Source organism: Halomonas sp. LES1, assembly GCF_031846005.1.
Lineage (GTDB): Bacteria > Pseudomonadota > Gammaproteobacteria > Pseudomonadales > Halomonadaceae > Halomonas.
Map to the genome: position 1 here is coordinate 659,472 of NZ_JAVRGC010000001.1, position 25,813 is coordinate 685,284.

At 65.6% G+C, this 25,813-nt stretch carries 23 protein-coding genes, 1 tRNA gene and 1 other RNA gene; 15 read left to right on the top strand and 10 right to left on the bottom strand.

Annotation, left to right across the window (positions count from 1 at the left end; all coding sequences use genetic code 11):
- Window positions 1-116 precede the first annotated feature (116 nt).
- Window positions 117-1,082 carry a DNA-binding protein gene (locus tag RM463_RS03140; RefSeq protein ID WP_311428947.1) on the top strand — a complete coding sequence of 322 codons (966 nt, stop codon included), beginning with the start codon at window positions 117-119 and terminating at the stop codon, window positions 1,080-1,082.
- Here the strand turns inward: RM463_RS03140 and RM463_RS03145 are convergent.
- The 5 genes from RM463_RS03145 to ffs all read right to left on the bottom strand — a co-directional run bounded on the left by RM463_RS03145 (window position 1,079) and on the right by ffs (window position 5,203).
- Window positions 1,079-2,125 (bottom strand): histone deacetylase family protein, encoded by a 1,047-nt coding sequence (locus RM463_RS03145; RefSeq protein ID WP_311428948.1) that lies wholly within the window; start codon window positions 2,123-2,125, stop codon window positions 1,079-1,081. The genes RM463_RS03140 and RM463_RS03145 overlap by 4 nt on opposite strands.
- Window positions 2,126-2,137: 12 nt before the next feature.
- On the bottom strand, window positions 2,138-2,932 hold the full coding sequence (locus RM463_RS03150) for an ABC transporter ATP-binding protein (protein WP_132041436.1): 795 nt from the start codon (window positions 2,930-2,932) through the stop codon (window positions 2,138-2,140).
- Complete coding sequence (locus RM463_RS03155) at window positions 2,929-3,810, bottom strand: ABC transporter permease (RefSeq protein WP_299230943.1); 882 nt, start codon at window positions 3,808-3,810, stop codon at window positions 2,929-2,931. Before RM463_RS03155 ends, RM463_RS03150 begins: the two co-directional genes overlap by 4 nt.
- Entirely contained in the window at window positions 3,810-4,772 is a 963-nt protein-coding gene (locus tag RM463_RS03160; RefSeq protein WP_311428949.1) for an ABC transporter substrate-binding protein, read from the bottom strand. Before RM463_RS03160 ends, RM463_RS03155 begins: the two co-directional genes overlap by 1 nt.
- Window positions 4,773-5,106: 334 nt before the next feature.
- Window positions 5,107-5,203, bottom strand: an RNA gene (ffs, locus tag RM463_RS03165) — signal recognition particle sRNA small type.
- A 251-nt stretch (window positions 5,204-5,454) separates the two neighbouring features.
- Between ffs and RM463_RS03170 the strand changes: the two genes are divergently transcribed.
- The 3 genes from RM463_RS03170 (at window position 5,455) to RM463_RS03180 (ending at window position 9,695) form a co-directional block, all read left to right on the top strand.
- Window positions 5,455-6,678 carry an acetyl-CoA carboxylase biotin carboxylase subunit family protein gene (locus RM463_RS03170; RefSeq protein WP_195686956.1) on the top strand — a complete coding sequence of 408 codons (1,224 nt, stop codon included), beginning with the start codon at window positions 5,455-5,457 and terminating at the stop codon, window positions 6,676-6,678.
- Window positions 6,679-6,768: 90 nt separating this feature from the next.
- Window positions 6,769-8,820 carry a hypothetical protein gene (locus RM463_RS03175; RefSeq protein ID WP_311428950.1) on the top strand — a complete coding sequence of 684 codons (2,052 nt, stop codon included), beginning with the start codon at window positions 6,769-6,771 and terminating at the stop codon, window positions 8,818-8,820.
- A 110-nt stretch (window positions 8,821-8,930) separates the two neighbouring features.
- Window positions 8,931-9,695 (top strand): TlyA family RNA methyltransferase, encoded by a 765-nt coding sequence (locus tag RM463_RS03180; protein WP_311428951.1) that lies wholly within the window; start codon window positions 8,931-8,933, stop codon window positions 9,693-9,695.
- Window positions 9,696-9,713: 18 nt separating this feature from the next.
- On the opposite strand, the gene mscK is transcribed toward RM463_RS03180, so the two are convergent.
- On the bottom strand, window positions 9,714-13,193 hold the full coding sequence (gene mscK, locus RM463_RS03185) for a mechanosensitive channel MscK (protein ID WP_409229245.1): 3,480 nt from the start codon (window positions 13,191-13,193) through the stop codon (window positions 9,714-9,716).
- A 123-nt stretch (window positions 13,194-13,316) separates the two neighbouring features.
- On the opposite strand from mscK, the gene RM463_RS03190 reads away from it, so the two are divergent.
- The 4 genes from RM463_RS03190 to RM463_RS03205 all read left to right on the top strand — a co-directional run bounded on the left by RM463_RS03190 (window position 13,317) and on the right by RM463_RS03205 (window position 15,473).
- On the top strand, window positions 13,317-14,375 hold the full coding sequence (locus RM463_RS03190; protein ID WP_195686960.1) for a phospholipase A: 1,059 nt from the start codon (window positions 13,317-13,319) through the stop codon (window positions 14,373-14,375).
- 84 nt (window positions 14,376-14,459) lie between these two features.
- A complete protein-coding gene (locus RM463_RS03195; RefSeq protein WP_195686961.1) occupies window positions 14,460-14,783 on the top strand; it encodes a YqjD family protein in 324 nt (107 codons plus the stop codon).
- The gene (locus tag RM463_RS03200) at window positions 14,783-15,190 is read left to right on the top strand and encodes a phage holin family protein (protein ID WP_311428952.1); all 408 of its coding nucleotides are present in this window, start codon (window positions 14,783-14,785) and stop codon (window positions 15,188-15,190) included. The genes RM463_RS03195 and RM463_RS03200 overlap by 1 nt, the downstream gene beginning before the upstream one ends.
- Window positions 15,180-15,473, top strand: coding sequence for a YqjK family protein (locus RM463_RS03205; RefSeq protein ID WP_195686963.1), 294 nt, complete (start codon window positions 15,180-15,182; stop codon window positions 15,471-15,473). The genes RM463_RS03200 and RM463_RS03205 overlap by 11 nt, the downstream gene beginning before the upstream one ends.
- Window positions 15,474-15,500: 27 nt before the next feature.
- On the opposite strand, the gene RM463_RS03210 is transcribed toward RM463_RS03205, so the two are convergent.
- Together RM463_RS03210 and RM463_RS03215 are read right to left on the bottom strand one after the other, a co-directional pair.
- A complete protein-coding gene (locus tag RM463_RS03210) occupies window positions 15,501-15,989 on the bottom strand; it encodes a barstar family protein (RefSeq protein ID WP_311428953.1) in 489 nt (162 codons plus the stop codon).
- Window positions 15,986-16,363: a ribonuclease domain-containing protein gene (locus RM463_RS03215; protein WP_195686965.1), complete on the bottom strand. Its 378-nt coding sequence runs from the start codon at window positions 16,361-16,363 to the stop codon at window positions 15,986-15,988. The genes RM463_RS03210 and RM463_RS03215 overlap by 4 nt, the downstream gene beginning before the upstream one ends.
- 164 nt (window positions 16,364-16,527) lie before the next feature.
- On the opposite strand from RM463_RS03215, the gene RM463_RS03220 reads away from it, so the two are divergent.
- From RM463_RS03220 to RM463_RS03230, 3 genes are read left to right on the top strand one after another with little or no spacing between them, the layout of a single operon-like run.
- The gene (locus RM463_RS03220) at window positions 16,528-16,938 is read left to right on the top strand and encodes a YqjD family protein (RefSeq protein WP_195686966.1); all 411 of its coding nucleotides are present in this window, start codon (window positions 16,528-16,530) and stop codon (window positions 16,936-16,938) included.
- Between the two features lie 2 nt (window positions 16,939-16,940).
- Window positions 16,941-18,356 (top strand): amidase, encoded by a 1,416-nt coding sequence (locus RM463_RS03225; protein ID WP_311428954.1) that lies wholly within the window; start codon window positions 16,941-16,943, stop codon window positions 18,354-18,356.
- Window positions 18,357-18,409: 53 nt separating this feature from the next.
- Window positions 18,410-18,811: an ectoine synthase gene (locus tag RM463_RS03230; RefSeq protein WP_195686968.1), complete on the top strand. Its 402-nt coding sequence runs from the start codon at window positions 18,410-18,412 to the stop codon at window positions 18,809-18,811.
- On the opposite strand, the gene RM463_RS03235 is transcribed toward RM463_RS03230, so the two are convergent.
- A complete protein-coding gene (locus RM463_RS03235; protein ID WP_311428955.1) occupies window positions 18,808-19,983 on the bottom strand; it encodes an NAD(P)/FAD-dependent oxidoreductase in 1,176 nt (391 codons plus the stop codon). The genes RM463_RS03230 and RM463_RS03235 overlap by 4 nt on opposite strands.
- A gap of 248 nt (window positions 19,984-20,231) precedes the next feature.
- On the opposite strand from RM463_RS03235, the gene RM463_RS03240 reads away from it, so the two are divergent.
- The gene (locus tag RM463_RS03240; RefSeq protein WP_195686970.1) at window positions 20,232-21,326 is read left to right on the top strand and encodes an efflux RND transporter periplasmic adaptor subunit; all 1,095 of its coding nucleotides are present in this window, start codon (window positions 20,232-20,234) and stop codon (window positions 21,324-21,326) included.
- Window positions 21,326-24,439: an efflux RND transporter permease subunit gene (locus RM463_RS03245; RefSeq protein WP_311428956.1), complete on the top strand. Its 3,114-nt coding sequence runs from the start codon at window positions 21,326-21,328 to the stop codon at window positions 24,437-24,439. The genes RM463_RS03240 and RM463_RS03245 overlap by 1 nt, the downstream gene beginning before the upstream one ends.
- Window positions 24,440-24,507: 68 nt before the next feature.
- On the opposite strand, the gene RM463_RS03250 is transcribed toward RM463_RS03245, so the two are convergent.
- Window positions 24,508-24,951 (bottom strand): DUF3617 family protein, encoded by a 444-nt coding sequence (locus RM463_RS03250; RefSeq protein WP_311428957.1) that lies wholly within the window; start codon window positions 24,949-24,951, stop codon window positions 24,508-24,510.
- Between the two features lie 201 nt (window positions 24,952-25,152).
- Between RM463_RS03250 and RM463_RS03255 the strand changes: the two genes are divergently transcribed.
- Together RM463_RS03255 and RM463_RS03260 are read left to right on the top strand one after the other, a co-directional pair.
- Window positions 25,153-25,240, top strand: a tRNA-Ser gene (locus tag RM463_RS03255).
- A gap of 333 nt (window positions 25,241-25,573) precedes the next feature.
- On the top strand, window positions 25,574-25,768 hold the full coding sequence (locus tag RM463_RS03260) for a S24 family peptidase (RefSeq protein WP_311428958.1): 195 nt from the start codon (window positions 25,574-25,576) through the stop codon (window positions 25,766-25,768).
- Window positions 25,769-25,813 lie beyond the last annotated feature (45 nt).

Sequence of the window (25,813 nt, forward strand, 5' to 3'; positions counted from 1 at the left end):
ACGGCCTGTCGCCGGAACAGCCTTGAGCGGTATTGCTATCTGCGGCCCTTCGCTGCCCGGAGCCGTGGGGCTGTGCTAGTGTGGCCCTCATGGATCATTACAGGGACGACGATGCCATGAACCCATCTCGCGATAGCGTACCCACCACCTCATCGCTTACCTACGAGCAGGTCGTCGCCGCGGCCGAAAACCTCGAACACCGCGGCGCCGAACCCACCCTGCAACGGGTGCTGGAGCTGCTCGGCACCGGCTCACCCAATATCGTCCAGCGCCACCTCAGCGCCTGGCGTGATACCCGCAGCGTGCCCGAACCCTCGGCTCCACGCCTTCCCGCGGCATTGATCGACGCCCTGGAGCGCGAGCTGGCGACCCATGCCAACACCGGGCTGGCCGAGGGTCGACGCCTGGCCGATGAGGCGCGCGCCGACGCCACGACCCTGGCCGAGGCCGGCGAGGCCCTCGAAAGGCGTAACCACGAACTGGCACAACGGCTCGAGGCCACCGAACGCGCCGGGCAGATTGCCGATGAGCGCGCCAGCACCCTGCTGGCCGAGCGTGACAGCCTGCGCGACAAGCTGGAGCGTGAACGGCAACTGGCCCGCCAGGCCCAGCAGACACTCGCCGAGCAGCGCCAGCAGGTGGCCCTGCTGCGCGAACAGCTGGAGGAGGCACAGCAGGCGCGTCTGACCGCCGAGCGCGGGACCCGCGCCAGCGAGGAGGAGCGCATCAAGGCCGAGCGCGCCCAGGCGGTGGCCGAGAGCCAGCGCGATGGCGCCCTCGAGCAGGCACGCGAAAAGACCGAGCAGATCGCTCAGCTCAAGCAGGAGATGCAGGAGGAGCGTGCCCGCCAGCGCCAGGAGATCACCGAGATGCGCGCCGAGCAGAAGGCGCGCCTGGATGCCGCAGAGCGCTCCAGGCAGGAGGCCCAGAAGCATGCCCAGGAGGCCCTGCAGCGCGCCACCAAGGCGGAAATACGGGTCGAGGCGCTGCAGGCCACCCAGAGCGCCCTCAAGTCACGCATGGACGCCATGCAGGTGCAGCGGCGCCAGCACGGCCGGCAGGCACAGAGCGAGCGGGCCTAACCCCGCTCGACAGCCCCTGACGTCATGCCACTCAGCACATTGGCCACGTTGACACCGATCTCTTCCACCGCATAACCGCCCTCCATCAACAACAGGGTCGGCAGACCCAGGGCCGCCAGGCGGCGCCCCATCTCGATGAAGTCGTCGCTGCTCAGCTTGAAGGCGCTGATCGGGTCGCCCTCGAAGGTGTCCACCCCGAGCGACACGATCAGCAGCTCACAGCCCGTTTCACGGATGCGCTCCTTGGCGGCCTCGAGCACATGGAACCATACCTCGGCACCCGTGCCCTCCGGCAGAGGATAGTTGACGGTATAGCCCGCCCCCTCACCCTCCCCCACCTCGTCGGCGTGGCCCATGAAATAGGGGAAGCAGGTCATGGGATCGCCGTGGATCGACACGAACAGCACATCGCTGCGCTGCTCGAAGATCTGCTGAGTGCCGTTGCCGTGGTGGAAGTCCACGTCGAGAATGGCGACTCGCGACAAACCCGCATCCAGCGCCCGCTGAGCGGCCACCGCGGCATTGTTGAAGAAGCAGTAGCCGCCGAACTGATCGACGGCGGCATGGTGCCCCGGCGGACGACACAGGCCGAAGGCCGGCTCGCCTGTGGCCAGCACATGGTCCAGGGCCGAGAGCGCCACATCCTTGCTGGCCTGGGCCGCCTCGAAGGTGCCGCCGCAGATCGAAGTGTCCGCCCCCAGGGCATAGTGGCCCAGGCGCCCGTCGACACAGCTGGGGATTCGCCGCCCCGGCATCGTGCGAGTCGGCCAGATCCAGGCGATCGCCTCCCCTTCGCGCCCCAGCGCCTGCCAGTCGTCCCAGCAGGTCGCCAGAAAGTCGACGTAGTCGGCATCGTGAACCGCCAGCACCGGTGCCAGGCCATGCTCGGCCGGCTCGACTATCTCGGTGAACCCCGCCTTACACAGGCCCTCAAGGATCATGTCGACCCGCTCCGGGCACTCCCAGGGCGGCACCAACTGGCCGCCATCGAGCTCGGTCCGGGCGCGACGCGCTTTGCTCATTTCGGAGTGATAGATACGCATGGCACCTCCCCTTCAGCCCAGCAGCAGCGAATCGTCGTCGACCTGCTCACCGCGGGCACGCTCGAATAGTTTGAGCAGGTCGGGCACCTGAAGCCCGGCCCGCTGCTCGCCCTTGACGTCGAATGCCACCTCGCCCTGATCCATCATGATGGTGCGGTGTCCCACATCCAGCGCCTGGCGCATGCTGTGGGTGACCATCAGCGCGGTGAGGCGCTGCTCGCGGATGATGTCGGCGGAGAGCTCCAGCACGAAGCTGGCGATTCTCGGATCCAGGGCCGCGGTATGCTCGTCGAGAAGCAGAATCTCCATGGGCTGCAGTGCCGCCATCAGCAGGCTGACCGCCTGGCGCTGCCCGCCGGAGAGCAGCCCGATGCTGTCGTGGAGGCGATCCTCCAGCCCCAGCCCCAGGCGCGCCAAGTTGTCGCGCAGGCGGCTGCGCAGGCCTCCGTCCAGGGCACGCCCCAGTCGCCGGCGCCGCCCACGAGCGAAGGCCAGCGCCATGTTCTCCTCGAGGGTCAGAGTGCCGCAGGTGCCGGCCAGCGGATCCTGGTAGACCCGCGCCACCAGATCGGCGCGCTTGAAGGCCGACAGCCGCGTGACATCGCGCCCGCCGATCAGCACCCGCCCCGGCTGGGCGATTACCTCCCCGGCCAGCACATTGAGCAGCGTCGACTTGCCCGCACCATTGCCACCGATCACGGTGACGAACTCCCCCTCATCGATGACCAGGTCGATCCCCTTGAGCACGTGATTCTCGAGCGGCGTGCCGGGATTGAAGGTGACGTGGATATCCTGAAGTTCGATCATGCGACACGCCTCTTGCGTTTGAACCGCGGCAGCACCAGCGCGAAGCCGACCAGCAGAGCCGTCACCAGGTTGAGATCCTGGGCCTTGAGGCCGATGAAGTCGGCATTGAGCGCCACCGCCACCATCAGGCGATAGAGGATGGAGCCGAAGATGCACGCCAGGGTAGCCATCAGGATGGTGCGCCCGGGGATCAGCGACTGACCACCGATGACCGCCGCCAGCCCCACCACGATGGTACCCACCCCCATGGTCACGTCGGCGCTGCCCTGGCTCTGGGCGAACAGCGCACCTCCCAGCGCCACCAGGGCGTTGGAGAGCGCCATGCCGGAGAGCACCATCACCGAGGTGTTGATGCCGTTGCCAGAGGCCATGCGCGCGTTCTCGCCGGTGGCACGCATGGCGAGCCCCACCTCGCTGTTGAGGAAACGGTTGAGCAGGACCGTCACCACCGCCAGGCCGGCGAGGATCGCCAGCGGGAAGACGACATAGCGGCTGAACGGCAGCGACTCCAGCGGCGTGAAGATGGTGTCATCGGTCAGCAGCGCGATGTTGGGTCGCCCCATCACCCGCAGGTTGATCGAGTAGAGCGCGATCATCGACAGGATCGAGGCCAGCAGATTGAGGATCTTGAGCTTCACCGCCATCCAGGCGGTCACCGTGCCGGCCATGGCACCGGCGACCACCGCCAGGGCGGTTCCCACCCAGGGGTTGCCGCCGCCCACGATCCATACCGCCGCCACGGCAGCCCCCAGAGGGAAGCTGCCGTCGACGGTCAGGTCGGGAAAGTCGAGAACGCGAAAGGAGAGATAGACACCGAGCGCCACGAAACCGAAGATGAGGCCAAGTTCGATGGCCCCCAGGAAGGCTATAAGGCTCATTACTCGAAGATCTCGACCGCCTGTTCCTCGAACTCGGCCGGGATCTCGTAGCCGATCTGCTCGGCGGCATCTCGGTTCAGGATCAGCTCGAGCTTCTCGACGGTGCCCACCGGCAGATCACCGGCCTTCTCGCCACCCAGGATGTCGGCGATCATCGCGCCGGTCTGGCGTCCCATGTCGTAGTAGCTGAAGCCCAGCGAAGCCAGGGCGCCACGCTCGACGGAGGAGTTGTCGCCGGTGAATACCGGAATATCGGCGTCGTAGCCGACCTTGAGCACGCTCTCCAGGGCCGAGACCACGGTGTTGTCCACCGGCACGTAGATGGCATCGGCGCGACCGGCCAGACTGCGGGCGGCGCCCATCACCTCGGAGGTGCGCGAGGCGGTCACCTCGACCAGCTCGAACCCCAGCTCTGGCGCCATCGCATTGAGCTTCTCGGCCTGGGAGACGGAGTTTGCCTCACCGGGGTTATAGATCACTCCCAGCCGCTTGGCCTCGGGGAACATGTCGCGGATCAGCTGCAGCTGCGCCTGCAGGGGGGGCGCATCCACCACCCCGGTGATATTGGCGCCGGGGGCCTCCATGTCGCTCACCAGCTTGGCGATCAGCGGGTCGGTGACGGCGGTGAAGACGATGGGGGTGTCATCCTGCAATGCCGAGGCCGCGGCCTGGGCCGAAGGCGTACTGATCGCCAGCACCAGGTCCGGGCGATCACCGGCGAACTTGCGCGCGATCTGAGCGGCGATGGAGGTGTCACCCTGGGCATTCTGGAAGTCGACCTCGAGGTTTTCGCCCTCCACATAGCCGCGCTCGGCGAGTTCATCCAGCGCTCCCTGGCGGCTGGCATCCAGGGCCGGGTGCTCGACGATCTGGGTGATGCCCAGGTTGACGGTCTCAGCCTGGGCCACTCCGGCCACCAGCATGGAGCCCAGCACCGCGGAGAGAATTCGACGCCGCATCATGATGTTCCCTCTTCTTCGTATTGATGAGTTATTCGTATTGATGAGTTGTTGCGATCGAGACAGGATCGAACAGCCTTGGAAAGGCCGAGGCTGCACCTTAGCGCGCTTCGCGGCCGCGGCCAATACGACCTTCCAACGAACGACCGTTTATCGGCCACGCAGAGGGTGGCAGCCACACGACAGGCAACGTTGAGGCGACACAAATCGAAGAAAAAGAAGACGAGGAAAGAGGAGGACCCTAAAGAAGAGGAAAACCAGGGGTAGACAACAGGCGAGGCCCAGGGAGGAAGCCAGGAACATGTCGAGGCGATTCGGCCGCCTGAAATGGAGGCGGCCCCGACAGCCACATCCCGGCACACGCGTCCACCACTACCGTTGCTCCCTTCCGGGCCTGGCGGGGTTTGCGGTTTAGCGTTGCGGGAGGACCGACGGGGCCACCACAGCACGACATCATGACGATGCCAACTCGACCTGATTGACGTTATCGATCAACGTCTTGCCGAGTGGATGCGCACTATAACAGCCCCACCGGACGCAGGCAAGGATGCGTGACGGTCGCGTTCGGGATGTTGGCCAACGCTGCATGCTGTAGCATGAAGACTACCCTTACCTTATATGCCGTCAATATCACTGCACGGCATGACAGGCAGGGGTCACCATCGCGAATAACAGGAGGCGCCACATGAAGAAGGATCCGAACAAGGGGCATATCGCCCTGCTGGGCTGGAGCCTGAACGCTATCGAAGCCGCCGAGAACTTCGACCGACGCTATGTCGTGGTGGCGCCCGACTGGGCAGAGGAGTACTGCCAGAAGCATGATATTCCTTACGTGCCATGGAACTTCGAGCGCCTGAACGACCGCTCCATGGAGATCGCCGAGACGCTCAAGGAGATGGACGTCAACGTGGCCATCCCGCTCTTCGAGGAGACCGTGGAGTGGGCCGGGGCGATCAACTCGGTGCTGCTCGACAGCCCGCGCCTCTACGGGCAGTCGCTGCTGCTGCGCGACAAGGCGTTGATGAAACGCCGCGCCCAGCTCGGCGGCATCCGCGTCGGCATCTTCGAGGAAGCCCACGACAAGGACGACGTCATCCGCTTTTTGAAGCGAGTCAATCAGACCCTGCTCAAGCTCGACGGCGACCCCAATGACCCCATCCACCTCAAGGCCTTTGACAAGGCTGGCTGTCTCGGTCATCGCGTGATCCGCACTCCCGACGAGGTCGATACCATCCCCGAGGAGGAGTTCCCGGTGCTGATGGAATCGCACCTGGACGGCTGGGAGTTCGCCGTGGAGGCGTGGATCCATGACGGCAAGATCGTGTTCCTCAATATCTCCGAGTACGTGACCCTGGGCTATTCGGTGTTTGTGCCGGCCTCGCCGGAGCTGGAGAAGTACCGCCCCCAGATCACCGCCCAGATCGAAAAGCTGATCAAGGCCTTCGATATCGAGTTTGGCCTGATTCACCCCGAGTACTTCGTCACCAACGACGGCGAGATGTACTTCGGCGAGGTCGCCTACCGGCCGCCGGGCTTCAAGGTCTTCGAGCTGCTCGAGCGGGTCTACGGCTTCAATGCCTACCAGGCATCGATGCTGGTGTTCGACCCCAAGAGCACGCCGGAAGAGGTCGCCGAGTTCTTCCCCAGGGAGATCGAGGACGCCGATGGCTACGCCGGCTGTTTCGGGGTATATCCGCGACTTCGCGTGGTCAGCAAGCTGGAGATTCCCGAAGAGGTCGAGGACGACCCCTACTTCGAATCCCACGAGCTCACGCCGCCGCTGGAGGAAACGGTCACCAAGCGCACCGCCTTCGGCACGCACTGGGGGCTGGTCTACTTCAAGGGCGACGAAGCGGCACGCATGAAGGAGCTGCTCAAGAGCCTGGAAGAGCTCGATTTCTATGTCTGAGCTGAGGTCTCAATCAGGGCGTTAGCTTGATTTCCTCGCACGATCTAGGCGTCATGGGAAGCCATGACGACCTGACGACAAGGAGTCAGCGTGACAACGCATGACGACACTCAAGCGGGTGGCGGTACCACGCCACCCGACGATACCAAGCTTCAGCTTCTGCTGGAGAAGCTCGACGCGGCAACCACCCTGCTGGAAGAGGCGCGCGACTTCGCCAAGCCCGGCAAGCTGCCCCGGGTGCTCGATACCGCACGCCGTGTGCTGCTGCAGGAGGGCGGTGCCGCCGCCGTAGAGGCGCGCGCCCAGAGGCTGGAGCAGGCCGGCGTCTTCGACGGCTCCGACTGGGAGACCCCCCAGTATCTGGTTCCCACCCTCACCACCCATGCATTGAAGAGTGCCGATCCCAACATGGTGGTGATCGAGACACTCAGTGAGCTGCGCCTGCTGGCGGTAGCCAAGGGCGAGTACCTTCATCCCGTGGTTTCCGCGGAACAGGCGCACCACTACCTGACCCAGACGATGGCCATCAACCTGTGGCTGCTGTTCGGCGCCCCCAGCGAAGCCGAACGCGAGACCCAGGGCCGACTCGCCCAGGTGCCCCGCCACCTGTTTCACCATCTAGCCGAGCGTATCGGCTATGAGCATATCATCGACCGCCTGATCGACGAGATCTGGCGGATCCTCGAGCAGCGACCGATCCAGGTCGATCCGGTCAAGCAGATGATCACCCAGATCGCCATCTGCCAGGCCGACCCGGCAATCGACCTGGGCGCCAGCGGCCAGGGAGCCGACCGTCTGGTCAGCTCGCTGTTCGGCCCTACCCGCGCCTGTCGCGAGGACCCCGGCCTGGAGGTCTACCGCGAGCGGCTGTCCAGCATGGATGCGACGGCGCTTCAGGGAGAGGCCACCGGATTCGCCCGGGCCATGCATGACACGGGCCTGGTCTCCGCCTACCATCCCGTGCTGCTGCGCCACCTGCTGGACCATAACGATCATCTGCTGGCGGAGGCGCTGGGGCTCTCCGCCACCGGGCGGGACTGCCTGCTCTGCTATCGTGAGCTGGTCACGGCACTGATTCGCGGTGGCGTGCACTCCGCCACCCCCCAGGCCGCCTACGGCCTGGCCTTGATGCTCGAGCGCGGCATTCTCTATCAACCCCCGGTCGCACCAGCCATGTGGCGACAGCTCGGCCTGTCACTCTCGGAGTGGTCCAAGGCGCGACTCAACCTGGCCTTCGGCGAGGCCGTCTCGCCGCGGGCTCGGCTGCTCGAGGGCGTGCTATGCATGCTCGGCCAGCCGCTGGGCATCGGCCAGGGCAACAACCCGACCTGCCAGTCCGCCCGTGCCCTCTCGATCTGGGCCTACAACGACCCCGACTACCTGCTGCAGATGGTGACCTGGGCGGCCCGGGACGACGAGATCATCATTCACTTCGAGGGCATGCCGCTCTCCTCGATGGCCAGCCTGTCAGGCGTTGCCCAGACGCTCCCTCTGGACCTCGACCCGGTGTCGCTGATCGTGGTGCCGCACCTGGACCGCATCTATGCCGAGATGGGTCGGCGCTGCATCGGCCGCGAGGGCGACCCCCACCGCTGGGTCAACCCGGAGTTCCACGGCTGGTGGTCGGGACGCGGCTTTCGCATCAATGTCGACGTGGCCACCGGCCAGATCCAGGAGCTGGACACCTTCCTGCGCCACTTCTATGCCAGCTATCACCCCTACTACAACGGCAACCAGCCACTGATTCACCCTCAGCCAGCCGGCATTGCGGTCACCGATAGCGCCGCCCGCTTTATCGGCTGGCATGCCATCACCATATTACGGGTCAACCTCGACCCCTCCGAGGTGATGCGGGTCTACTTCTTCAACCCCAACAATGACAGCGGACAGGACTGGGGTGACGGCATCCAGGTCAGCACCGCCGACCACGGCGAGCGCTTCGGCGAATCCTCCCTGCCCTTCGATCAGTTCGCCTCGCGGCTCTATATCTTCCATTACGATCCCTTGGAGCGCGGCGAACTGGCCGAGGTCAGCCAGAGCGAACTAGATCGGGTCGCCGACTATCTCTATCGCAGCTGGGGGGCCGACCGCATCCCACCCACCGATCTGCAAGCCGCCGAGGGGCCGGGCAGCTCGCCATGATGCCGGCATGACCGAAGGGGAGCCGCCCGCCAAAATCGGCGGCTCTCCCTTGGCTACAACGGAGACTCTCCGCTGGCTATAATGGCGCCCTTTTTCCGCCCGGAGCCCCCATGCCTCGCCTCGACCTGCTGCTCGTCACCCAGGGCCTGGCCCGTTCACGCACCCGCGCCCAGCGACTGATTCGCCATGGCCGGGTGTGTCTGGCCGACTCCGACCGGGTACTGACCAAGCCGGGGGAGAAGCTGCCGGATGATACCCGGCTGTCGGTGGCGGATGATCCGGAGGAGCGCTACGTGTCCCGGGCGGGGCTCAAGCTGGAAGCGCTCCTCCAGGCGCTGGCGCTCGACCTGGAGGGCCAGCTGGTGCTGGATGTGGGGCAGTCCACCGGCGGGTTCACCGACTGCGCCCTGGCCCATGGCGCGCGACACGTGATCGGGGTCGAGGTGGGGCATGACCAGCTCGACCCCAGCCTGCGCGATGACCCCAGGGTCACCTGCCTGGAAGGGCTGAATGCCCGCGCCATGGCCGAGGATGCGCGACTGGCGGAGACCCTTGCCGCCCAGGGCGGAGGTGCCCCGGATCTGGCCGTGATGGATGTCTCCTTTATCTCCCAGACGCTGATCCTGACCGAGCTCGCCACCCTGCTGACCACGGGTGGACGCCTGGTAAGCCTGGTCAAGCCGCAGTTCGAGGTAGGCCCCGGCGGAGTCGATTCCCAGGGGCTGGTTCGCGACACCGCACGCTATGCCGAGGTCGAGGCACGCATCCGCCAGTGCTGTCGCGAGGCCAACCTGGTCATCCAGCACTGGCAGGAGAGCCCGATACGGGGCGGTGACGGCAACCGCGAGTTCCTGCTCTACGCCCTGCGCGGCTGAGCGCCCCGACCAGGCGATTCAGCGGCCACCATCCGCCTCCCCATCCAGGCCGCCCTCGCCCGCACCATCGGCATCCCCCGTCTCGATGTCTCCCGGATCACCGTAGGCCCCGGGGGCCGGATATTCTTCGACCGGCCCGGCGGCGCCTCGGCGCTCGACCCTGCGCTCCACACCATCGACGGCACGATGCAGTCGAACATCGAGCTGATTGAAGGCGATCTCGATACCGTGTTCGGCAAACAGCTCGCCGACCCGCGAATTGATCTCGTCGGTGGCAAATAGCCGATCCCCCAGGGCGTTGACGAAGATACGCAGTTCGAAATCGAGGGTGCTCGCCCCATAGGCCATGAAGAAGACCTGGGGCTCCGGGTCGGCCAGCACGCGCTCGCTCTCCTCGGCGGCCTGACGCAGCAGGCGGTGCACCAGGCGAGGTTCGGAGCCATAGGCCACGCCGTAGGTCAGCACCACACGGGTGATGGTATCCGAGAGCGACCAGTTGATCAGCTGGTCGGTGACGAAGGTCTTGTTGGGGATGATGATCTCCTTGTTGTCGAAGTCGGTCACCGTGGTGGCGCGAATGCGGATTCGACTCACCGTGCCGGTAAGGTTGCCCAGGGTCACGGTATCGCCGATGCGCACGGGTCGCTCGAAGAGAATGATCAACCCCGAGACGAAGTTGGCGAAGATCTCCTGCAGCCCGAAACCGAGCCCCACCCCCAGCGCCGCCACCAGCCACTGCAGCTTGTCCCAGGAGACCCCCAGGGTTCCCAGAAACGACACCAGGCCGGTGCCGATGATGGTGTAGGAGAGCAGCGAGGTGATGGCGTAGGCGCTCCCCTGCTTGAGCTCCAGACGCGACAGCACACTGACCTCCAGCAGCCCCGGCAGGTTGCGTGCCAGCATCATGGTCAGCGCCACGATCAGCAGCGCGGTGAAGACGTCCGCCACCGTCAAGGCGTCGGTGACCAGGTCGTCGCCTTCCCCACCCCAGATCGCCACCTTCTCCAGATAACCGAGCACGGTCAGCAGGTCGGCCCACACCAGGTAGAACAGCAGCACGAAGCCGATCAGCAGGAGCAACCTGGAGAGCCTCAACGACTGCTGATTGATCTGCTCCATGTCCAGGGGCGGCTCCTCGACGACCTCGGGGCCGCCTTCGGCCCCCTCCTTTCCCTCGGCACGGCGGCGGGCCAGGGCGCGACGAAACGCCAGACGGCGCGCCGCCACCGCCAGCCCTCGCACCACCGAGGCCTCGACCAGAATCCATAACCCCAGCAGATAGAGCGTGATCACGAAGCGGCCAATCAGGCTTAGCGCGGTATACTCGAACCCGCTCACCACCAGCCCGATCAGGATCAGTGGCACACCCGCCATCGCCAGTCCCAGCACCAGGCGAAACAGCTTGAGCCCGAAGTAGGGTGCATGGGCCATGATCAGCCGAGCTATCTTCACGCTCATGACCATCAGCCCCAGCAACAGCAGGCCCAGCGCCACCGGACGATTGCTCAGGCCAAACTCCGACTCACGGGCCAGGGTGGCGATCCCCAGCACCGGCACCAGGGCAATCCCCAGCCAGCTCATCTGCCGATAAAGGCGCAGGGCGTAGTCCGCCGGCCAGTGGAAGTGGGTCGTGGCCACACCATCAGGGACCAGCAGTCGGCGCGACCAGGCCACCACGCCCCAGGCCAGGGAGAGCTCCAGTCCGGCCTTGCCCAGTGCCTGGGCGGTATCATCCCCACCGAACAGCAGTGCCAGGCTGGCCCCCGCCAGCAGCAGCGGACCCGGTGCGGCCATCAACGCATTGAACACTATCGCCAGCGGCGTATGCAGCTGGGTATCGCTGCGCAGTCGCCCGATCTGCTCATGCAGCTCGGCCAGGCGCGCCTGGATGCGCCGACGCTTCCACAGCAGGACTGCGGCCAGCAGCAGAGGCAGCGATCCCGCCAGGGCGCCCACCGAGGGGAGACTCCAGGTGGTGGGCAACGCCTGTCGCCATTCGCCTTCCCGCCACTCCAGGGCAAGGTTGTTGGGCAGCTGGCGCAGCCAGGCCAGCCCCAGTGGACGCGTGCTGGCGACCCAGAACAGCTGCTCGTCGATGGTGTCTCGCAGCCCCTGGGTCGTCTCCGTCAGCTGCTGCTGATTCAGCTGCAGCTCGATGGCCGAGCTCAGCAGGCTGCCGTAGGTCTGTTCGAGACGGTCGACCAGCTCCCGACGCGACTGATATAGCCGCTTCAGGGAGTCGACCAGAGCTTCGCTGCTCGCCACCCCGGCCTCCTCCAGGCGCTGCCGGGCCAGGCGTTCCCCCTCGCGCAGCTGGTCACGCTGATTCGCCAGATCGAACTGGCGAAGTCGCAGATCGGCGATCTCATCCTGCAGGTCGCGCCGCGTGGTGGCCTGAGGCAGTGCACGCCGCTGTTCACGCAGGATACGCGCCAGCAGGGTCGAGCCACGAATCGCCTCGATCTGCTCGGTGAGGCTGCGCTCTAGCTGACGCACCTGATCAAGCTGACTACGCAGCGTGAGGTTATCGCGCACCAGCACGCTGCTACGATCGTTGGCGCGCAGCAGCTCCTGACTGAGGGCTAGGTTCACCTGCTGGGCACTCACCAGCACCGGATGCCCCTCCTCCAGCAGCGGGTCGTCTCTTACCGCATCGGCGATGGCCTGCTCCGACGCCATCCGCCGCTTGCGCTCGATGACATTCTGCAACAACGCAAGCTTCGCCTCCTGGCGTGACTGCTGGCGCGTCAGGAGCTCCTGGCGCTGCTGGTCCAGGTCGCGCAGGCGGCTGTTGGTAGCCAGCTCGCGCTGGTGATAGAGCAACCGCGCCTCGGCCAGGGCACGAGCCACCTGTCGTCGCCAGCGCCTGGGATCATCCGCGGGGATATCATTGACATCCAGCTCGTCGAGGTCGCGTCTCGCCTGCTCGACCCGACGCATGGCCTCGGCGATGGCCTGCTGGGCGCGCTCGGGCAGGGTCTGGCCCGTCAACAGCTGCGCGTTGACCTCGGCGAGGCGATCCTGAAGGCGCTGCAGCTCCACGACCGCCCGCTGCTGGCGTGCTTCCAGTTCTTCAAGAGAGAGCTCATCCAGCTCGGCGGCGGTGGCTCGACCGCTAGCGGCTTCATCTTCCAGCTCACGCTCCAGACGCAACAGAACCTCGGGCGCCTGATCCACTCGCGCTTCAAGCGCTTCTCGGCGCTTCTCGACCTCGTCCAGGGCATCGAGGTCGGCGAGTGTGGCGTTGAGAAGCTCGATCGTGACCTGCTCTTCACCGGAAGGGCCAGCCTCGCCGGCGCGCTCCTCCAGAGCCGTCAGCTGCTCCTCCACGGCGGCACGCTCGGGCAGTGGCTCCTGCTGGGCCAAGGCCGGCCATGCCATGGCCAGCAGCATCCACCCCAGCAGAATACATCCCAGTAGCCTGCAGAGCGCTGGGTGCCCTCTGCCCTGCCTGGCACTTCCCGTTGTTGCCGTCCTCACGCCCCTCTCCCGTTGCATTTTCCTGGCTGTCGATTCTGTGCTCCCTTCCGCGGCAAGGCAATCGTGATTCCCTCAGGCGGTTGACTTGTCTTCCGGGCGTGGTAGAACGATCATCCAGCCCTTTCTACCCTGGAAAACCACATGCGCCCGCCGATTCGCACCGCCGCCCTTGCCTGTCAGGCTCTATTGATCGTCGGCACGGCTCAGGCGGCACCGGACTCGACCAGCCGCGCCGAGCTGGAGGCACGCCTGGCCGAGCTTCACACCGAAGCCGCTGCAGTGCAGGCCAGGCTCGATGCCATGGATGCCCAGCCAGTCGATGACATACCGAACGCCAGGGAGTTCGTCTGGCCCCAGGAGCAGCTAGCCCCGGCCGATGTTGCCGTGGCCGAAGCCGCCGGCCGGCGTCAGCTGGAGCAGGCCTCGAACCGCAACCCCTATGCCATCACCGCCTACCGGCGCAACTACCTGTTTCCGCTCACCTACAACCGAAAGCCGAACCACGCTGCCTATGCCGACCTTACGGGTGAGGGGGGGATGGAGCGCAGCGAGCTGAAGTTTCAGTTCAGCGCCAAGGTCGCGCTTGCCGAGGGTTTGTTCGGCGATACCGGTGATCTCTACTTCGCCTATACCCAGCGCAGCTGGTGGCAGGCCTATAACACCGACGACTCCTCGCCGTTCCGCGAGACCAACTACGAACCCGAGATTTTTCTCAGCGCCGACAACGACTGGCAGGTGCTTGGCTGGGCCAATATACGCAACCGCGTGGCCATCAATCATCAGTCCAACGGCCGCTCCAACGAGCTGTCGCGCAGCTGGAACCGCCTCTACCTGGAGACGGTCTTCCAGCGTGGCAACTGGGCGGTAAGCCTGGCGCCGCATTATCGCCTGCCCGAAACCACCGGGGATGATGACAACCCCGATATCGAACGCTACATGGGCTATGGCGACGTCACCCTCGCCCGGCGTTTCGGTGAGGACGAGCTCAGCCTGCTGCTGCGCGGCAACCCCGGGGCCGGCCACATGGGGGGGCAGCTCGACTACTCCTGGCCGCTCTTCGACAGCAGAGTCCGTGCCCATGTACAGTACTACCATGGCTACGGCGAGAGCCTGATCGACTACGATCAGGTCACTCAACGCCTCAGCCTGGGCTTCAGCCTCAACCCGCTGTTTGCGCCCAATAGCGGCATGCTGCGCTAGCCCTGACCGGCCTGCCGGCACTCTGCCAAGCCGCATGCCGGCTGCTATGCTGGACCTGTCACCCACCGTCACAGGAAGACCCGAATGGCAAATCGTAATCAGGTAACCAACGCGCAACTCAAGGAAGACCTGCAGCACCTCACCCAGACCATCGAGGAGATGGTCAGTGCCACCGCCGATGATTCGCGCGGCAATATCAAGGAGCTGCGCGAACGTGCTGAGAAGCGGCTCAAGGAGACCCGCGATCGGCTCGAGGCTCGCGGCGAACGCCTCTATGGTGATGCCCGGGAGACCCTCGACCATCAGGTCGATGCCTGTGACCGCTATGTCCGCGACAACCCCTGGACCAGCATCGGCATCGGCGCCGGCGTAGGCATCGTGATCGGCATGCTGATCGGGCGGCGCTGATGGCAGCCAGCCAGGGACCGGCTCAGCGTATCTTTACCGCCGGCAGGCGCCTGCTGGGCAGCCTGCTGGCCAGCGGCGAGACACGCCTGCGTCTCGCCGTGCTGGAGCTGGAAGAGGAGCGCGCCCGCCTGGTCGGCATGCTGCTGATCGCGGGCCTGGCACTGATCCTGTTGCTGCTCGGCATCGCGGTACTCACCACCCTGGTGATCGTGTTCTTCTGGGACAGCTACCGCCTGACCGCCATCGCCGTCAGCGCGGGGGTCCTGCTGTCCAGCGGCCTGCTGCTATGCCTGCGCGTCATGCAGCTGGCGCGCAGGCGCACCCTGCTGGCCAGTACCCTCAAGCACCTCGCCACCGACCGTGAGCTGCTGGAGCAGGAGCGCAAGGAGGGTCGACATGACAGCTGACAACGAAGCGCCACTAAGCCGAGCGCAACGCAAGGCCGAGCTGGAGGCACGCATCGAACAGCAGCGGGTGGACATTCTGGTCGCGGCCAACCGCTGGCACTCCGCCTCCGAGTCGATCGACAGCGGCTGGCATGCACTGATGCGCTTCAAGGTTCCCCTCTATGCCTTGGGGGGAGTGCTGATGCTGGGGATCGGCAAGAATCATAGTCGGCTAATACGCTATGGTCGCCGCGCGACCGCCAGCGCCCTGATGTTCAACCGCCTGCGTCGACTGCTGAGCTAGCGCGTCGCAGGCATTATCCTCGGCGACTCACCTCGCGTCTGGTCCCAGTGGCCATTCCGGCACCGTCCGTAGCGCGGCTGTGACCGGCGTCTCGCTGACAATCAACGTAACCAGCGCATGACCGCGGGCCGCCCAGTGCTCGGCGGCATCCCGCATCAACTCGACGAAGACCGCCATGGCGGCCTCATCGGCGGGTGCCGCGGGCACCAACACCACCAGGGCCCGCTCCTCGCTCCAGTCAAGCTCCGTCAGGCAGTCCCAGGCGGCATCCCAGTTACGCCCGAAGTGGTCGGGAAAGGCCAGGCTCGCCGCCAGGCCATCGAGCAGCGCCTCGCGACTCCAGTATTGCGCCGCCGGCAGCCTGCGCCAGTCGCCCCCTGCAACGGCATCCCCCCTCTTCTCGCTCACCGACACGACAGGCGTCTCGATCCGCGCCGCATCCAGACGGTACACCCCGGCGTGGGCCGGATCGCTCAGATAGCGTGCCAGAACCTCACTCTCACTCGTTGTGCTCAACGTCGCCCCTCCAGTACCCGAAACGAGTCGTAGTGGTCATCGGTGTAGTAGAAGACCTCGGGAGGCTTGCCGCCGGTCACGATACGACGAGCACCGCGATGGTCCAGGCCCGGCGTCTCCACGGTGTATTCGCGATAGTAGCCCCGCGGCTCCTTCGGCAGCCTGCCCTCGCGGTTGAAGAAGGTCGTGCCATCCTGGGAGTGGGGAAAGGGGCCGCCACGCTCGATCAACCGCAGGGTCGCCTCGATCTGCGTCTGCCCCGGCAGGCGCTGCTCCACGACAGGGAGCTCCGCACTGCCGCGCCCCTCCCACTGTCCCTCGAGCCAGGTGAGCCCCGCCAGGGCCAGCAGCGCGATCAATAGCACTTTCTTCATCGTCCGGGTCTCCGATCGGCCTAACGGCTCCATGATGCCGCGGGATGCCGAAGGCAGCCAGCGGCTAGGGTGATCCCGGGGGTGATCGCTTCCACCAACCCCCTTTTAAGCTGCTCAACGCCTGCTATGCTGGATCTGAATTCACCGTCACAGGGAAGAGCTCGATGGCACAGCAACGCAACACTCGATCCCGGGGCACCCGCGAACAGGGAAAGCAGAACACGCGCTCCCGCAGCACCGCCAAGTCGACCGGCCAGTCGCGCACCCAAGAGTCCACCGCCCAGCTCAAGGAGGACCTGCATCAGCTGACACAGACCATCGAGGAGCTGATCGGCGCCACCGCCGACGACTCCCGCAGCAATATCAAGGCGCTTCGCGATCGCGCCGAGAAGCGTCTCAAGGAGACCCGCGAGCGGCTGGAGTCCCGCGGCGAGCGCCTCTACGGGGAGGCCCGCGACACCGTGGACCACCGCCTCGATGTCAGCGACCGCTACGTTCACGACAACCCCTGGACCAGCCTCGGCATAGGTACCGTTTTCGGGGTCATCATTGGAATGCTGCTAGGAAGGCGCTAACCATGAACGATACCGACCTCGGCCAGATGACGGCCGACCAGCTGATCGAACTCTACCGCACCGGCAAGGCCTCCCCGCTGGAGGCCACACGTGCCGCCCTGGAGCGCATCCAGCGCTTCGATGGTCAGGTCAACGCCTTCACCCATGTCGATAGCGAGGGCGCCGAGCGCGCCGCCAAGGCCTCGGCACGCCGCTGGGGCCAGGGTCGGCCTCTGGGCAAGCTGGATGGCATTCCGGTCACGCTGAAGGATCTCACCGACGTGGCCGGCATGCCGTCGCGCGAAGGCTCGCTCACCACCTCCGACGCCCCCTGTGAGCACGACGCACCGCCGTCAGCGCGACTGCGCGAAGCCGGGGCGGTGCTGCTGGGCAAGACCAACACTCCCGAGTTCGGCTGGAAGGGGGTGACCGACAATCGCGTCTTCGGCGCCACCTGTAATCCCTGGGATACTCGACTCACCCCCGGGGGCTCCTCGGGCGGTGCGGCGGTCGCCGCCGCTCTCAACATGGGAGTGCTGCACCAGGGGGGCGACTCCGGGGGCTCCATCCGCATCCCGGCGGCCTTCACCGGGGTCTTCGGCTTCAAGCCTACCTTCGGCTGGACGCCTCAGTGGCCACCCGCCAAGGAGCCGACCCTGTCGCATATCGGGCCACTCACCCGCACCGTGCGGGATGCCGTGCATATGCTCAACGCGATTGGTCGCTACGACTACCGCGACCCCTACGCCACGCGCGGTCAGCCCGAGGACTGGGGGGTGGACCTCGACAAGAGCCTCAAGGGGTTGCGAATCGCCTACTCGCCCGATCTCGGCTATGCCAAGGTCGATCCGCAGATCGCTCAGCGAGTGCGCGAGGCCGCCGAGAAGCTCGAGGCGCTGGGGGCCGAGGTCACCGAAATCCACCCCGGTTTCGAGTCGCCGATCGATATCTTTCGCCGCCTGTGGTTCACGGCATCGCTGGAGCTGTGGTCTCAGTGCGACGAAACACAGCGTCAGCAGCTCGACCCGGGATTGGTCGACAACGCGCGTCGTGCCGAGGAGTGGTCGGCGGTGGACCTGTTCCGCGCCCTGGCCGACCGTGCGCGTCTCACCGAGCAGCTGGAGCACTTCAATCAGCGCTACCACCTGCTGATGACGCCCTCGGTGGCCATACCGCCCTTCGAGGTGAACCACCAGGTCCCTCCCGGCAGCGACATGCGCGACTGGGAGGAGTGGGCGCCCTTCTCCTACCCCTTCAACCTCAGCCAGCAGCCGGCGGCGTCGATCCCCTGCGGCTTCACCGACGCCGGACTGCCGGTAGGCTTCCAGCTGGCCGGCGGCAAGTTCGACGATATCCGTGTGCTGCGCGCCAGCCACGCCTTCATGGAAGCCCATCCGCCACGCTTCCCCTCGATTCCCGACCCCTCCCAGGAGGTCTGAATCGCTCGCAGGAGGTCCCGGCCACCACCCAGCATCGTCACAGGAGGCGCACCATGATCGTTCGTACCCACAAGGATGCCGAAGACAACGCCATCGACGAGGAGAAGTTCATCAGCCGACGCTACACCCTGCGCAAGGATGGCATGGGGCATTCGCTCCACGAGACCACCATCAAGCCCGGCCAGGCTCTTCACATGTGGTATCGCAACCACAAGGAGAGCGTGATCTGCATCGAGGGTCGTGGCCAGATAGAGGATCTGACCGAGGGCGGAAAATGGGACCTGGAGCCCGGCGTGATGTATGCCCTGGACAAGAATCAGCAGCATATTCTCAGCAGTGAGAAGGGCATGACCGTGCTGTGCGTGTTCACGCCGGCGCTGGTTGGCCCCGAGGACCACGACGAGCAGGGCAGCTACCCCCTGCTGGATGACGACGGCAGCGTTCTGCAGCGCTAGAGGCTTGATCCGCAGGCCACGCCGCTGGCCCAGGCCCACTGGAAGTTGTGGCCCCCTAGCTCGCCGGTCACATCCAGCACTTCCCCGATGAAGCGCAGCTGAGGCAACCCCGCCACGGCAAAGTCCCGTGAGGATACCGCACTGGTATCCACCCCACCCAGGGTCACCTCGGCGGTGCGCCACCCTTCGGTGCCGGCGGGCTTGAGGCGCCAGCGATTAAGCGCCTCGGCCCACCCCTGCAGACGCGCATTGCCACACTCGGCCAGCACGCCGTCATCGTTCTGCCACTCCACCAGCGCCTGGGCGAGACGCCTGGGCAGGCGCTCGCCCAGCCAGGTAGAGAGGCGCCGCTTCGGTGTCTCCTGGCGCGCCGCACACAGCGCGGCGAAGGCGTCTTCGCCGGGCAGCAGATCGATCACGATCTCGTCACCGGGCTGCCAGTGACTGGAGACCTGCAGCATGGCCGGGCCCGACAGGCCGCGGTGGGTAAACAGCATGGGCTCGCGATAGCGTCCTTCGCGGCAGCTGGCCTCCACCTCGCAGCTCACCCCCGCCAGCGCCTCCGCTCGCGCCTTCCACTGTGATGTCAGGGTGAAGGGCACCAGCGCGGGGCGCGTATCGGTCACCTCCAGCCCAAACTGGCGGGCGATCTCGTAGCCGAAGCCGCTGGCCCCCATGGTGGGGATCGAGAGGCCACCGCTGGCCACCACCAGCGCCCCGGCATCGAACGTGCCGGCGGAGGTCGCCAGGCGAACGCCCTCCCCCAGGCGCTCCACCGAGTCGATACGCGTCTTCAGGCGGATCTCCACCCCCGCCCAGTCGCACTCGGTCAGCAGCACGCGCAGGATCTCCTTGGCGGAATCGGCGCAGAACAGCTGCCCCGGGGCCTTCTCGACATACTCGACCCCATGGCGCTCGACCAGCTCCAGGAAGTGTTCGGGCCGATAACGCTTGAGCGCCGAGATGCAGAAGTGGGGGTTGCCCGAAAAGAAGTTGGCCGGCGTGGAGTTGAGGTTGGTGAAGTTGCAACGCCCGCCACCGGACATCAGGATCTTCTTGCCAGCCTTGTTGGCATGTTCCACCACCAGCACCCGCCGCCCCGCATAGCCGGCATTCAGGGCACACATCAGCCCAGCGGCGCCGGCGCCGATCACCACTACATCGTATGTCACCCTGCTCTCCTCTCGGCCATTGCCCGTACCGCCTGCGGCGAGGCGCGCATTCTAGCAGCCCCATCGCCGGGCGCCGAGAGTGGCCAGTGGTGTACAAGCCTTGTACATTTGACTCCCTTGGGCGACACACCGGCTTGTTAAAAGCGGGTTGTGAAAAGTTGCCACACTCTCATGGCCACGCCCGAGTAAGCTATTCGATAACGCCGTTGATCGTTGCCCGACCACCGCCTACCGACAAGATTGCCCACATGCCGCTACGCTTCCTCCTTCGTTTACTGCCCCTGTTGCCGGGTCTGCTGCTGATGGTTGCCTCACCGCTACAGGCGCAGCAGCCCACGGCGGTGATCGCCGCCGAAGCGCACCTGGACGCCTGGTCCGACCCACTGGCGTCGCTGGGAACCCTGCGCGCCGATGAAAGCGTCACGCTCTCCGCCACGGTGACCGATGTCGTGGCACAGCTCAACTTCCGTGATGGCGAGGAGGTCGAGGCGGGTCAGCTGCTGGTTCGCCTGGCCGATGACGAGGCCCAGGCCGACCTGCGTGCCGCCCAGGCGTTGCGTGAGGAGCGCCGGAATGCCGTCAATCGCCTGACCCAGCTGCAGCAGCGCAACCTGGCCCCCCGGGGTGACCTGGAGGATGCCCGTTCACGGCTGCGTCAGGTCGAGGCCGAGATCCAGGCCCTGGAGGCACGGCTCAACGACTACCGTCTGCGGGCCCCCTTCGGCGGTCGCGTGGGCTTTCGCAACGTCAGCGTGGGGACCCTGGTCACCCCGGGCACCGAGCTTGTGACCCTGGACAAGCTCGACGTGATGAAGCTCGACTTCACCCTGCCGGAGCTGACGCTGGGCGAGATCTCCCCGGGGCTGGCCCTGAGTGCCACCAGCGCCGCCTATCCGGACACCCTCTTCGGCGCCGAGATCGCCAGCATCGGTACCCGGGTCGATCCGGTGAGCCGCAGCGTGAGCGTGCGGGCGTTGATCGACAACCCCGAGGGCAAGCTGCGCCCCGGGATGTTGATGAACGTGGTGGTACAGCGTGAGGCTCGCCAGGCCCTGGTGATCCCCGAGTCGGCGCTGATCCCCGAGGGGCGCCGTCAGTACGTGCTGACCCTGACCCAGGATGACGAGCATCGCGTGACGCGTCGCGAGGTCACCATCGGCGCCCGCCGCAAGGGGGAGGTCGAAATTCTCGCCGGCCTGAAGGCGGGGCAGCTGGTGGTGGCCCACGGGACCGAGCGGGTACGCGACGGCCAGCCGACCCGCCTGCTGGGCATTCTAGACGACACCACCAGCGTATCCGAGCTGCTGCGTCGGGACCGTGATGCCAAGGAGGCCAGCGGCTGATGCGCCTCTCCGATCTCTCCGTTCAGCGGCCGGTACTGGCCACGGTGCTGGCCGCCCTGATCGTGGCCTTTGGCCTGCTCGCCCTTCAGCGTCTGCCGCTGCAGGAGTACCCCACCATCGATCCGCCCATCGTCAGCGTCAACACCGGCTACCCCGGCGCCTCGGCCAGCGTGGTGGAGGCGCGTATCACTCAGGTGCTGGAGGATCGTATCGCCGGAGTCTCCGGTATCGAGGTGATCTCCTCCTCGAGCCGGGACGGGCGCTCCAGCATCAGCATCGAGTTCGGCCTCGACCGGGACATCGATTCGGCCGCCAACGATATCCGCGACCGCATCTCCGACGCCGCCGGCAACCTGCCCGACGAGGCCGACCCTCCCGAGGTGGAGAAGGCCGACTCCAGCTCCCAGGTGGTGATCTGGCTATCGCTCTCCGGTGAGGGCTACACCATGGCCGAGCTCACCGATTACGCCAACCGCTACCTGGTGGACCGCTTCTCCATCCAGCCGGGGGTCTCGCGGGTCATCATCGGCGGCGGGCGCGAGTACGCCATGCGCGTGTGGCTCGATGCGGACGCCATGGCCGCCCGTGGTCTCACCGCCGGTGACATTGAGGATGCGCTGCGTGCCGATAACGCCGAGCTCCCCGGAGGCTCCCTCGAATCCAGCGAGCGACAGTTCATCGTACGCCTGCCACGCGGCTTCGCGACGCCCGAGGATTTCCGCAACCTGGTGCTGGACAAGGCCGACAACGGCTATCTGGTGCGCCTGGGTGACGTGGCCCGGGTGGAGATCGGCGCCGTGGAGGAGCGCACCATCTTCCGCGGCAATGGCACGCCACTGGTGGGCCTGGGCATGGTCAAGCAGTCCACCGCCAATGTGCTGGAGATCTCCCGCGAGGTGCAGGCCGAGATGGCGCGCCAGCAGCCGAAGCTGCCCGAGGGCATGACCCTGGCGCTCAACTTCGACGCCTCGATGTTCGTCGAGGGAGCCATCTCCCAGGTGGTGGAGACCCTGTTTATCGCCATGGGCCTGGTGGTGGTGGCGATCTTCCTGTTTCTGGGCAATCTGCGCACCACCCTGATCCCCGCGGTGACCGTGCCCATCGCCCTGATCGGCACCTTCGGTGCCCTGGCCATGATGGGCTTCACCATCAACCTGCTCACCCTGCTGGCCCTGGTGCTGGCCATCGGCCTGATCGTCGATGACGCCATCGTGGTGCTGGAGAACATCCATCGGCGCATGCACGACCATGGCGAGACCCCGCTGATGGCGGCGTTTCGCGGTACCCGCCAGATCGCCTTCGCCGTGATCGCCACCACCCTGGTACTGATCGCGGTATTCGTGCCGCTGAGCTTTCTGCAGGGCGATATCGGCCGACTCTTCTCGGAGTTTGCCCTGACACTGGCCGCCGCCGTGGCCATCTCCAGCCTGCTGGCGCTGACCCTGACGCCGATGATGGCATCCAAGCTCCTCAAGACGAATATGCACGAAGAGCGTCTCGCCCGTGGCGTGCAGTGGGCACTGGAGCACTCCCGCTGCATCTACCGTCGCCTGCTCGAGCGCGCCCTCAAGCTGCGCCTGCTGGTGATGGCACTGCTCGTCGCGGTGATCGGGGGCATGCTCTGGCTCAACGCCGAGCTACCCAACGAGTACACCCCCAAGGAGGACCGCGGCAACTTCTGGGTGCTGGTCAACGGCCCTCCCGGTGCCACCTACGACTATATGCTCGACTATATGGACGAGATCGAGGCACGACTGCTGCCGATGGTCGAGGGCGGCGAGGTCGATCGCGTGCTGGTGCGCGCGCCACTCGGCTGGGGCAATATCGAGAACTTCAACAGCGGCTTCGTCATCATCAACCTGGCCGACTGGGGCAGCCGCCGTTCTGCCTGGGCGATCATGGCCGAGATTCGAGGCAAGCTCGCCGACCTGCCCGGCGTGCGCGCCTTCCCGGTGATGCGTCAGGGCTTCGGCGTCAGTGTCGAGAAGCCCGTGCAGTTCGTGCTCGGTGGCGGCAGCTACGAGGAGCTCGAGACCTGGCGCGACACCCTCTTCGCCCATATCCGCGAGGACAACCCCCGCCTCACCGGACTGGACAGCGACTATGAAGAGACCCAGCCCCAGCTCCAGGTCGATATCGACTACCAGCGGGCCGCCGAGCTCGGGGTCACCGTCACCGAGATCGGGCGCACCCTGGAGACCCTGCTCGGGGGGCGTACCGCCACTCGCTATATCGATGACGGCGAGGAGTACGACGTCATTCTCGAGGGTGAGCCCGGCGCGCGCCCCAGTCCGCAAAGCCTGGAGAGCCTGCGGGTACGCTCACAGCGCAGCGGCGAGCTGATCCCCCTGGCCAGCCTGGTGAGCCTGACCGACTTCGCCGGTCCCAGCACCCTGAATCGCTTCAACCGGCTGCGTGCCATCACCCTCGAGGCGGACCTCGCCGACGGCTATCCGCTGGGCGAGGCGCTGAGCTATCTGGAGGAGACGGCTCGCGAGCTGCTGCCCCCCGAGGCCCAGACCGACGTCAAGGGGGCTTCTCGCGACTTTCAGGAGGCGAGCAGTGCCACCGGCTTCCTGCTGGGCCTGGGCCTGGTGGTGGTCTTCCTGGTCCTGGCCGGCCAGTTCGAGAGCTTCGTGCACCCCTTCGTGATCATGCTCAGCGTGCCCCTGGCCATCTGCGGTGCCCTGCTGGGGCTCTACGTCACCGGCCAGTCGCTGAACATCTACAGCCAGGTGGGACTGGTGATGCTGGTCGGGCTCGCCGCCAAGAACGGGATCCTGATCGTGGAGTTCGCCAACCAGCTGCGCGACCAGGGCTGGGCCTTCCATGAGGCACTGGTGGAGGCCTCGGTGACCCGCCTGCGCCCCATCGTGATGACCGCCGTTACCACCATGGCAGGAGCGGTACCGCTGATCATCTCCAGCGGTGCCGGTGCCGAGACACGCCTGGTGATCGGCATCGTCATCCTCTGTGGCCTGGCCGCCGCCACCCTGTTCACCCTGTTCGTGGTACCGGTGGCCTACGACCTGCTGGCGCGGCGCACCGGTTCGCCCGGCGACGTTACCAAACGCCTGGAGCGAGAAATGGAGGCCGCCCCGGAAGGGCATTGAGCCCGCGCAACGCAAGACGGCCACCCCAGGGTGGCCGTCTTGCGCTCAGGCGTAGTAAGGCAACGGAATCAGCAGTCGCCGACCCGCCGACCCTCGACCTCGGTGACCATCTCCATCTCGCCCATCTGCGGCGACTGAATGGTCACTTCGACGCGGCCCTCCGTGGTCTCACCCAGGAAATCCATATGGCCGACGATATCCGCCTGGCCACCCTCGGCCTGGCAGGCCATGCGGTAGTCCATGCCATCGACGCCCACATTGTGTTCGATCAGCTCGCAGTTCTCCTCCTCCTCGATCATCTGGAAGTCGGGATCATTGAGATCGCCCTGGGCAATGCACTCGCGGGACGTCTCGGTCTGGTCGGGGAACGGCAGATCACCCGAGACCGAGGTGGTACTGGTGAACTCCCACTCCCCCGGCACGATGTTGGGGGTCTCGGCCAGAGCTGACAAAGGCAGTGCCAGCAGCAGGCCGGCGAGCATGGAGGGTAATGACATCGTACGTAAGGACACGGGACTCTCCCTGTCATGGATTCGCCCCCAGCATAGCGAACCAACGTCCCCAGGCGTACCCCAAGGCAGCACACGGGCCCATCACCGGAGGCGGTTCAGGCAAAACACCGGAAACCGCTTGCATTCGCGCACTTAGGTCGATACTATATGCGCCGTTCTGACGCGAAAGGGCCAACCGCCCCGGCGTAAGAACCACAATACGGAGGGGTGTCCGAGTGGTCGAAGGAGCACGCCTGGAAAGTGTGTAAGTCGAAAGGCTTCGAGGGTTCGAATCCCTCCCCCTCCGCCATCGAATATTGAAAAAGCCGCTGATTTCAGCGGCTTTTTCTTTGTCTGTATCCTTTCGACCCACACCTAGCACCTGGCTTCCATAGGCTCCTTCAAGACGTCTTTGGACGGTCACTCTTGCCGAGCTCTCGGGCATCCCGGAGCCTCCTTTCTACCCCTAGGGTCAATCATCTCCATACTCAAGCATGACAGCAGAGGATCTCTTAGGTAGTGTGACCCTAAGTGTTTTGAGTTGCAGTATGTTTGAGAGCGATGGGCTTGGTAATGCCAGCTTTCTATCGAGTCGCTCCACGCAGAGGGTATTGCAACGCTTGAGATGGCAGTCAGATAAATATTGACCCAGAGCTGTGATTCGTACCCGAAAGGAGCTTTGGTCAGCGGCGAGGGGCGCATCAAGCGGTTGCAGCACCTGGCCGGCAGCGCGCTGCACCTGATCAGCGATAACAAGCATTACCAGCCCGAGATGATTCCGCCCGAGCAGATGCGGGCAATGGAGATCCAGGGACGCTGCGAGGTGTGCATCTCGTGACTTTAAAACCGCATTCCTGCAAAGACGGGAAGCTGTAAATGCGGC

Excerpts from the sequence above, each read along its gene's own strand:
- RM463_RS03145 (WP_311428948.1), bottom strand. The coding sequence starts at position 2,125 with ATGCGTATCTATCACTCCGAAATGAGCAAAGCGCGTCGCGCCCGGACC.
- RM463_RS03215 (WP_195686965.1), bottom strand. The coding sequence starts at position 16,363 with ATGAAGAAAGTGCTATTGATCGCGCTGCTGGCCCTGGCGGGGCTCACC.
- RM463_RS03160 (WP_311428949.1), bottom strand. The coding sequence starts at position 4,772 with ATGATGCGGCGTCGAATTCTCTCCGCGGTGCTGGGCTCCATGCTGGTG.
- RM463_RS03180 (WP_311428951.1), top strand. The coding sequence starts at position 8,931 with ATGCCTCGCCTCGACCTGCTGCTCGTCACCCAGGGCCTGGCCCGTTCA.
- RM463_RS03220 (WP_195686966.1), top strand. The coding sequence starts at position 16,528 with ATGGCACAGCAACGCAACACTCGATCCCGGGGCACCCGCGAACAGGGA.
- RM463_RS03170 (WP_195686956.1), top strand. The coding sequence starts at position 5,455 with ATGAAGAAGGATCCGAACAAGGGGCATATCGCCCTGCTGGGCTGGAGC.
- RM463_RS03245 (WP_311428956.1), top strand. The coding sequence starts at position 21,326 with ATGCGCCTCTCCGATCTCTCCGTTCAGCGGCCGGTACTGGCCACGGTG.
- RM463_RS03230 (WP_195686968.1), top strand. The coding sequence starts at position 18,410 with ATGATCGTTCGTACCCACAAGGATGCCGAAGACAACGCCATCGACGAG.
- RM463_RS03150 (WP_132041436.1), bottom strand. The coding sequence starts at position 2,932 with ATGATCGAACTTCAGGATATCCACGTCACCTTCAATCCCGGCACGCCG.
- mscK (WP_409229245.1), bottom strand. The coding sequence starts at position 13,193 with ATGCAACGGGAGAGGGGCGTGAGGACGGCAACAACGGGAAGTGCCAGG.
- RM463_RS03240 (WP_195686970.1), top strand. The coding sequence starts at position 20,232 with ATGCCGCTACGCTTCCTCCTTCGTTTACTGCCCCTGTTGCCGGGTCTG.
- RM463_RS03195 (WP_195686961.1), top strand. The coding sequence starts at position 14,460 with ATGGCAAATCGTAATCAGGTAACCAACGCGCAACTCAAGGAAGACCTG.
- RM463_RS03200 (WP_311428952.1), top strand. The coding sequence starts at position 14,783 with ATGGCAGCCAGCCAGGGACCGGCTCAGCGTATCTTTACCGCCGGCAGG.
- RM463_RS03155 (WP_299230943.1), bottom strand. The coding sequence starts at position 3,810 with ATGAGCCTTATAGCCTTCCTGGGGGCCATCGAACTTGGCCTCATCTTC.
- RM463_RS03205 (WP_195686963.1), top strand. The coding sequence starts at position 15,180 with ATGACAGCTGACAACGAAGCGCCACTAAGCCGAGCGCAACGCAAGGCC.
- RM463_RS03140 (WP_311428947.1), top strand. The coding sequence starts at position 117 with ATGAACCCATCTCGCGATAGCGTACCCACCACCTCATCGCTTACCTAC.
- RM463_RS03190 (WP_195686960.1), top strand. The coding sequence starts at position 13,317 with ATGCGCCCGCCGATTCGCACCGCCGCCCTTGCCTGTCAGGCTCTATTG.
- RM463_RS03225 (WP_311428954.1), top strand. The coding sequence starts at position 16,941 with ATGAACGATACCGACCTCGGCCAGATGACGGCCGACCAGCTGATCGAA.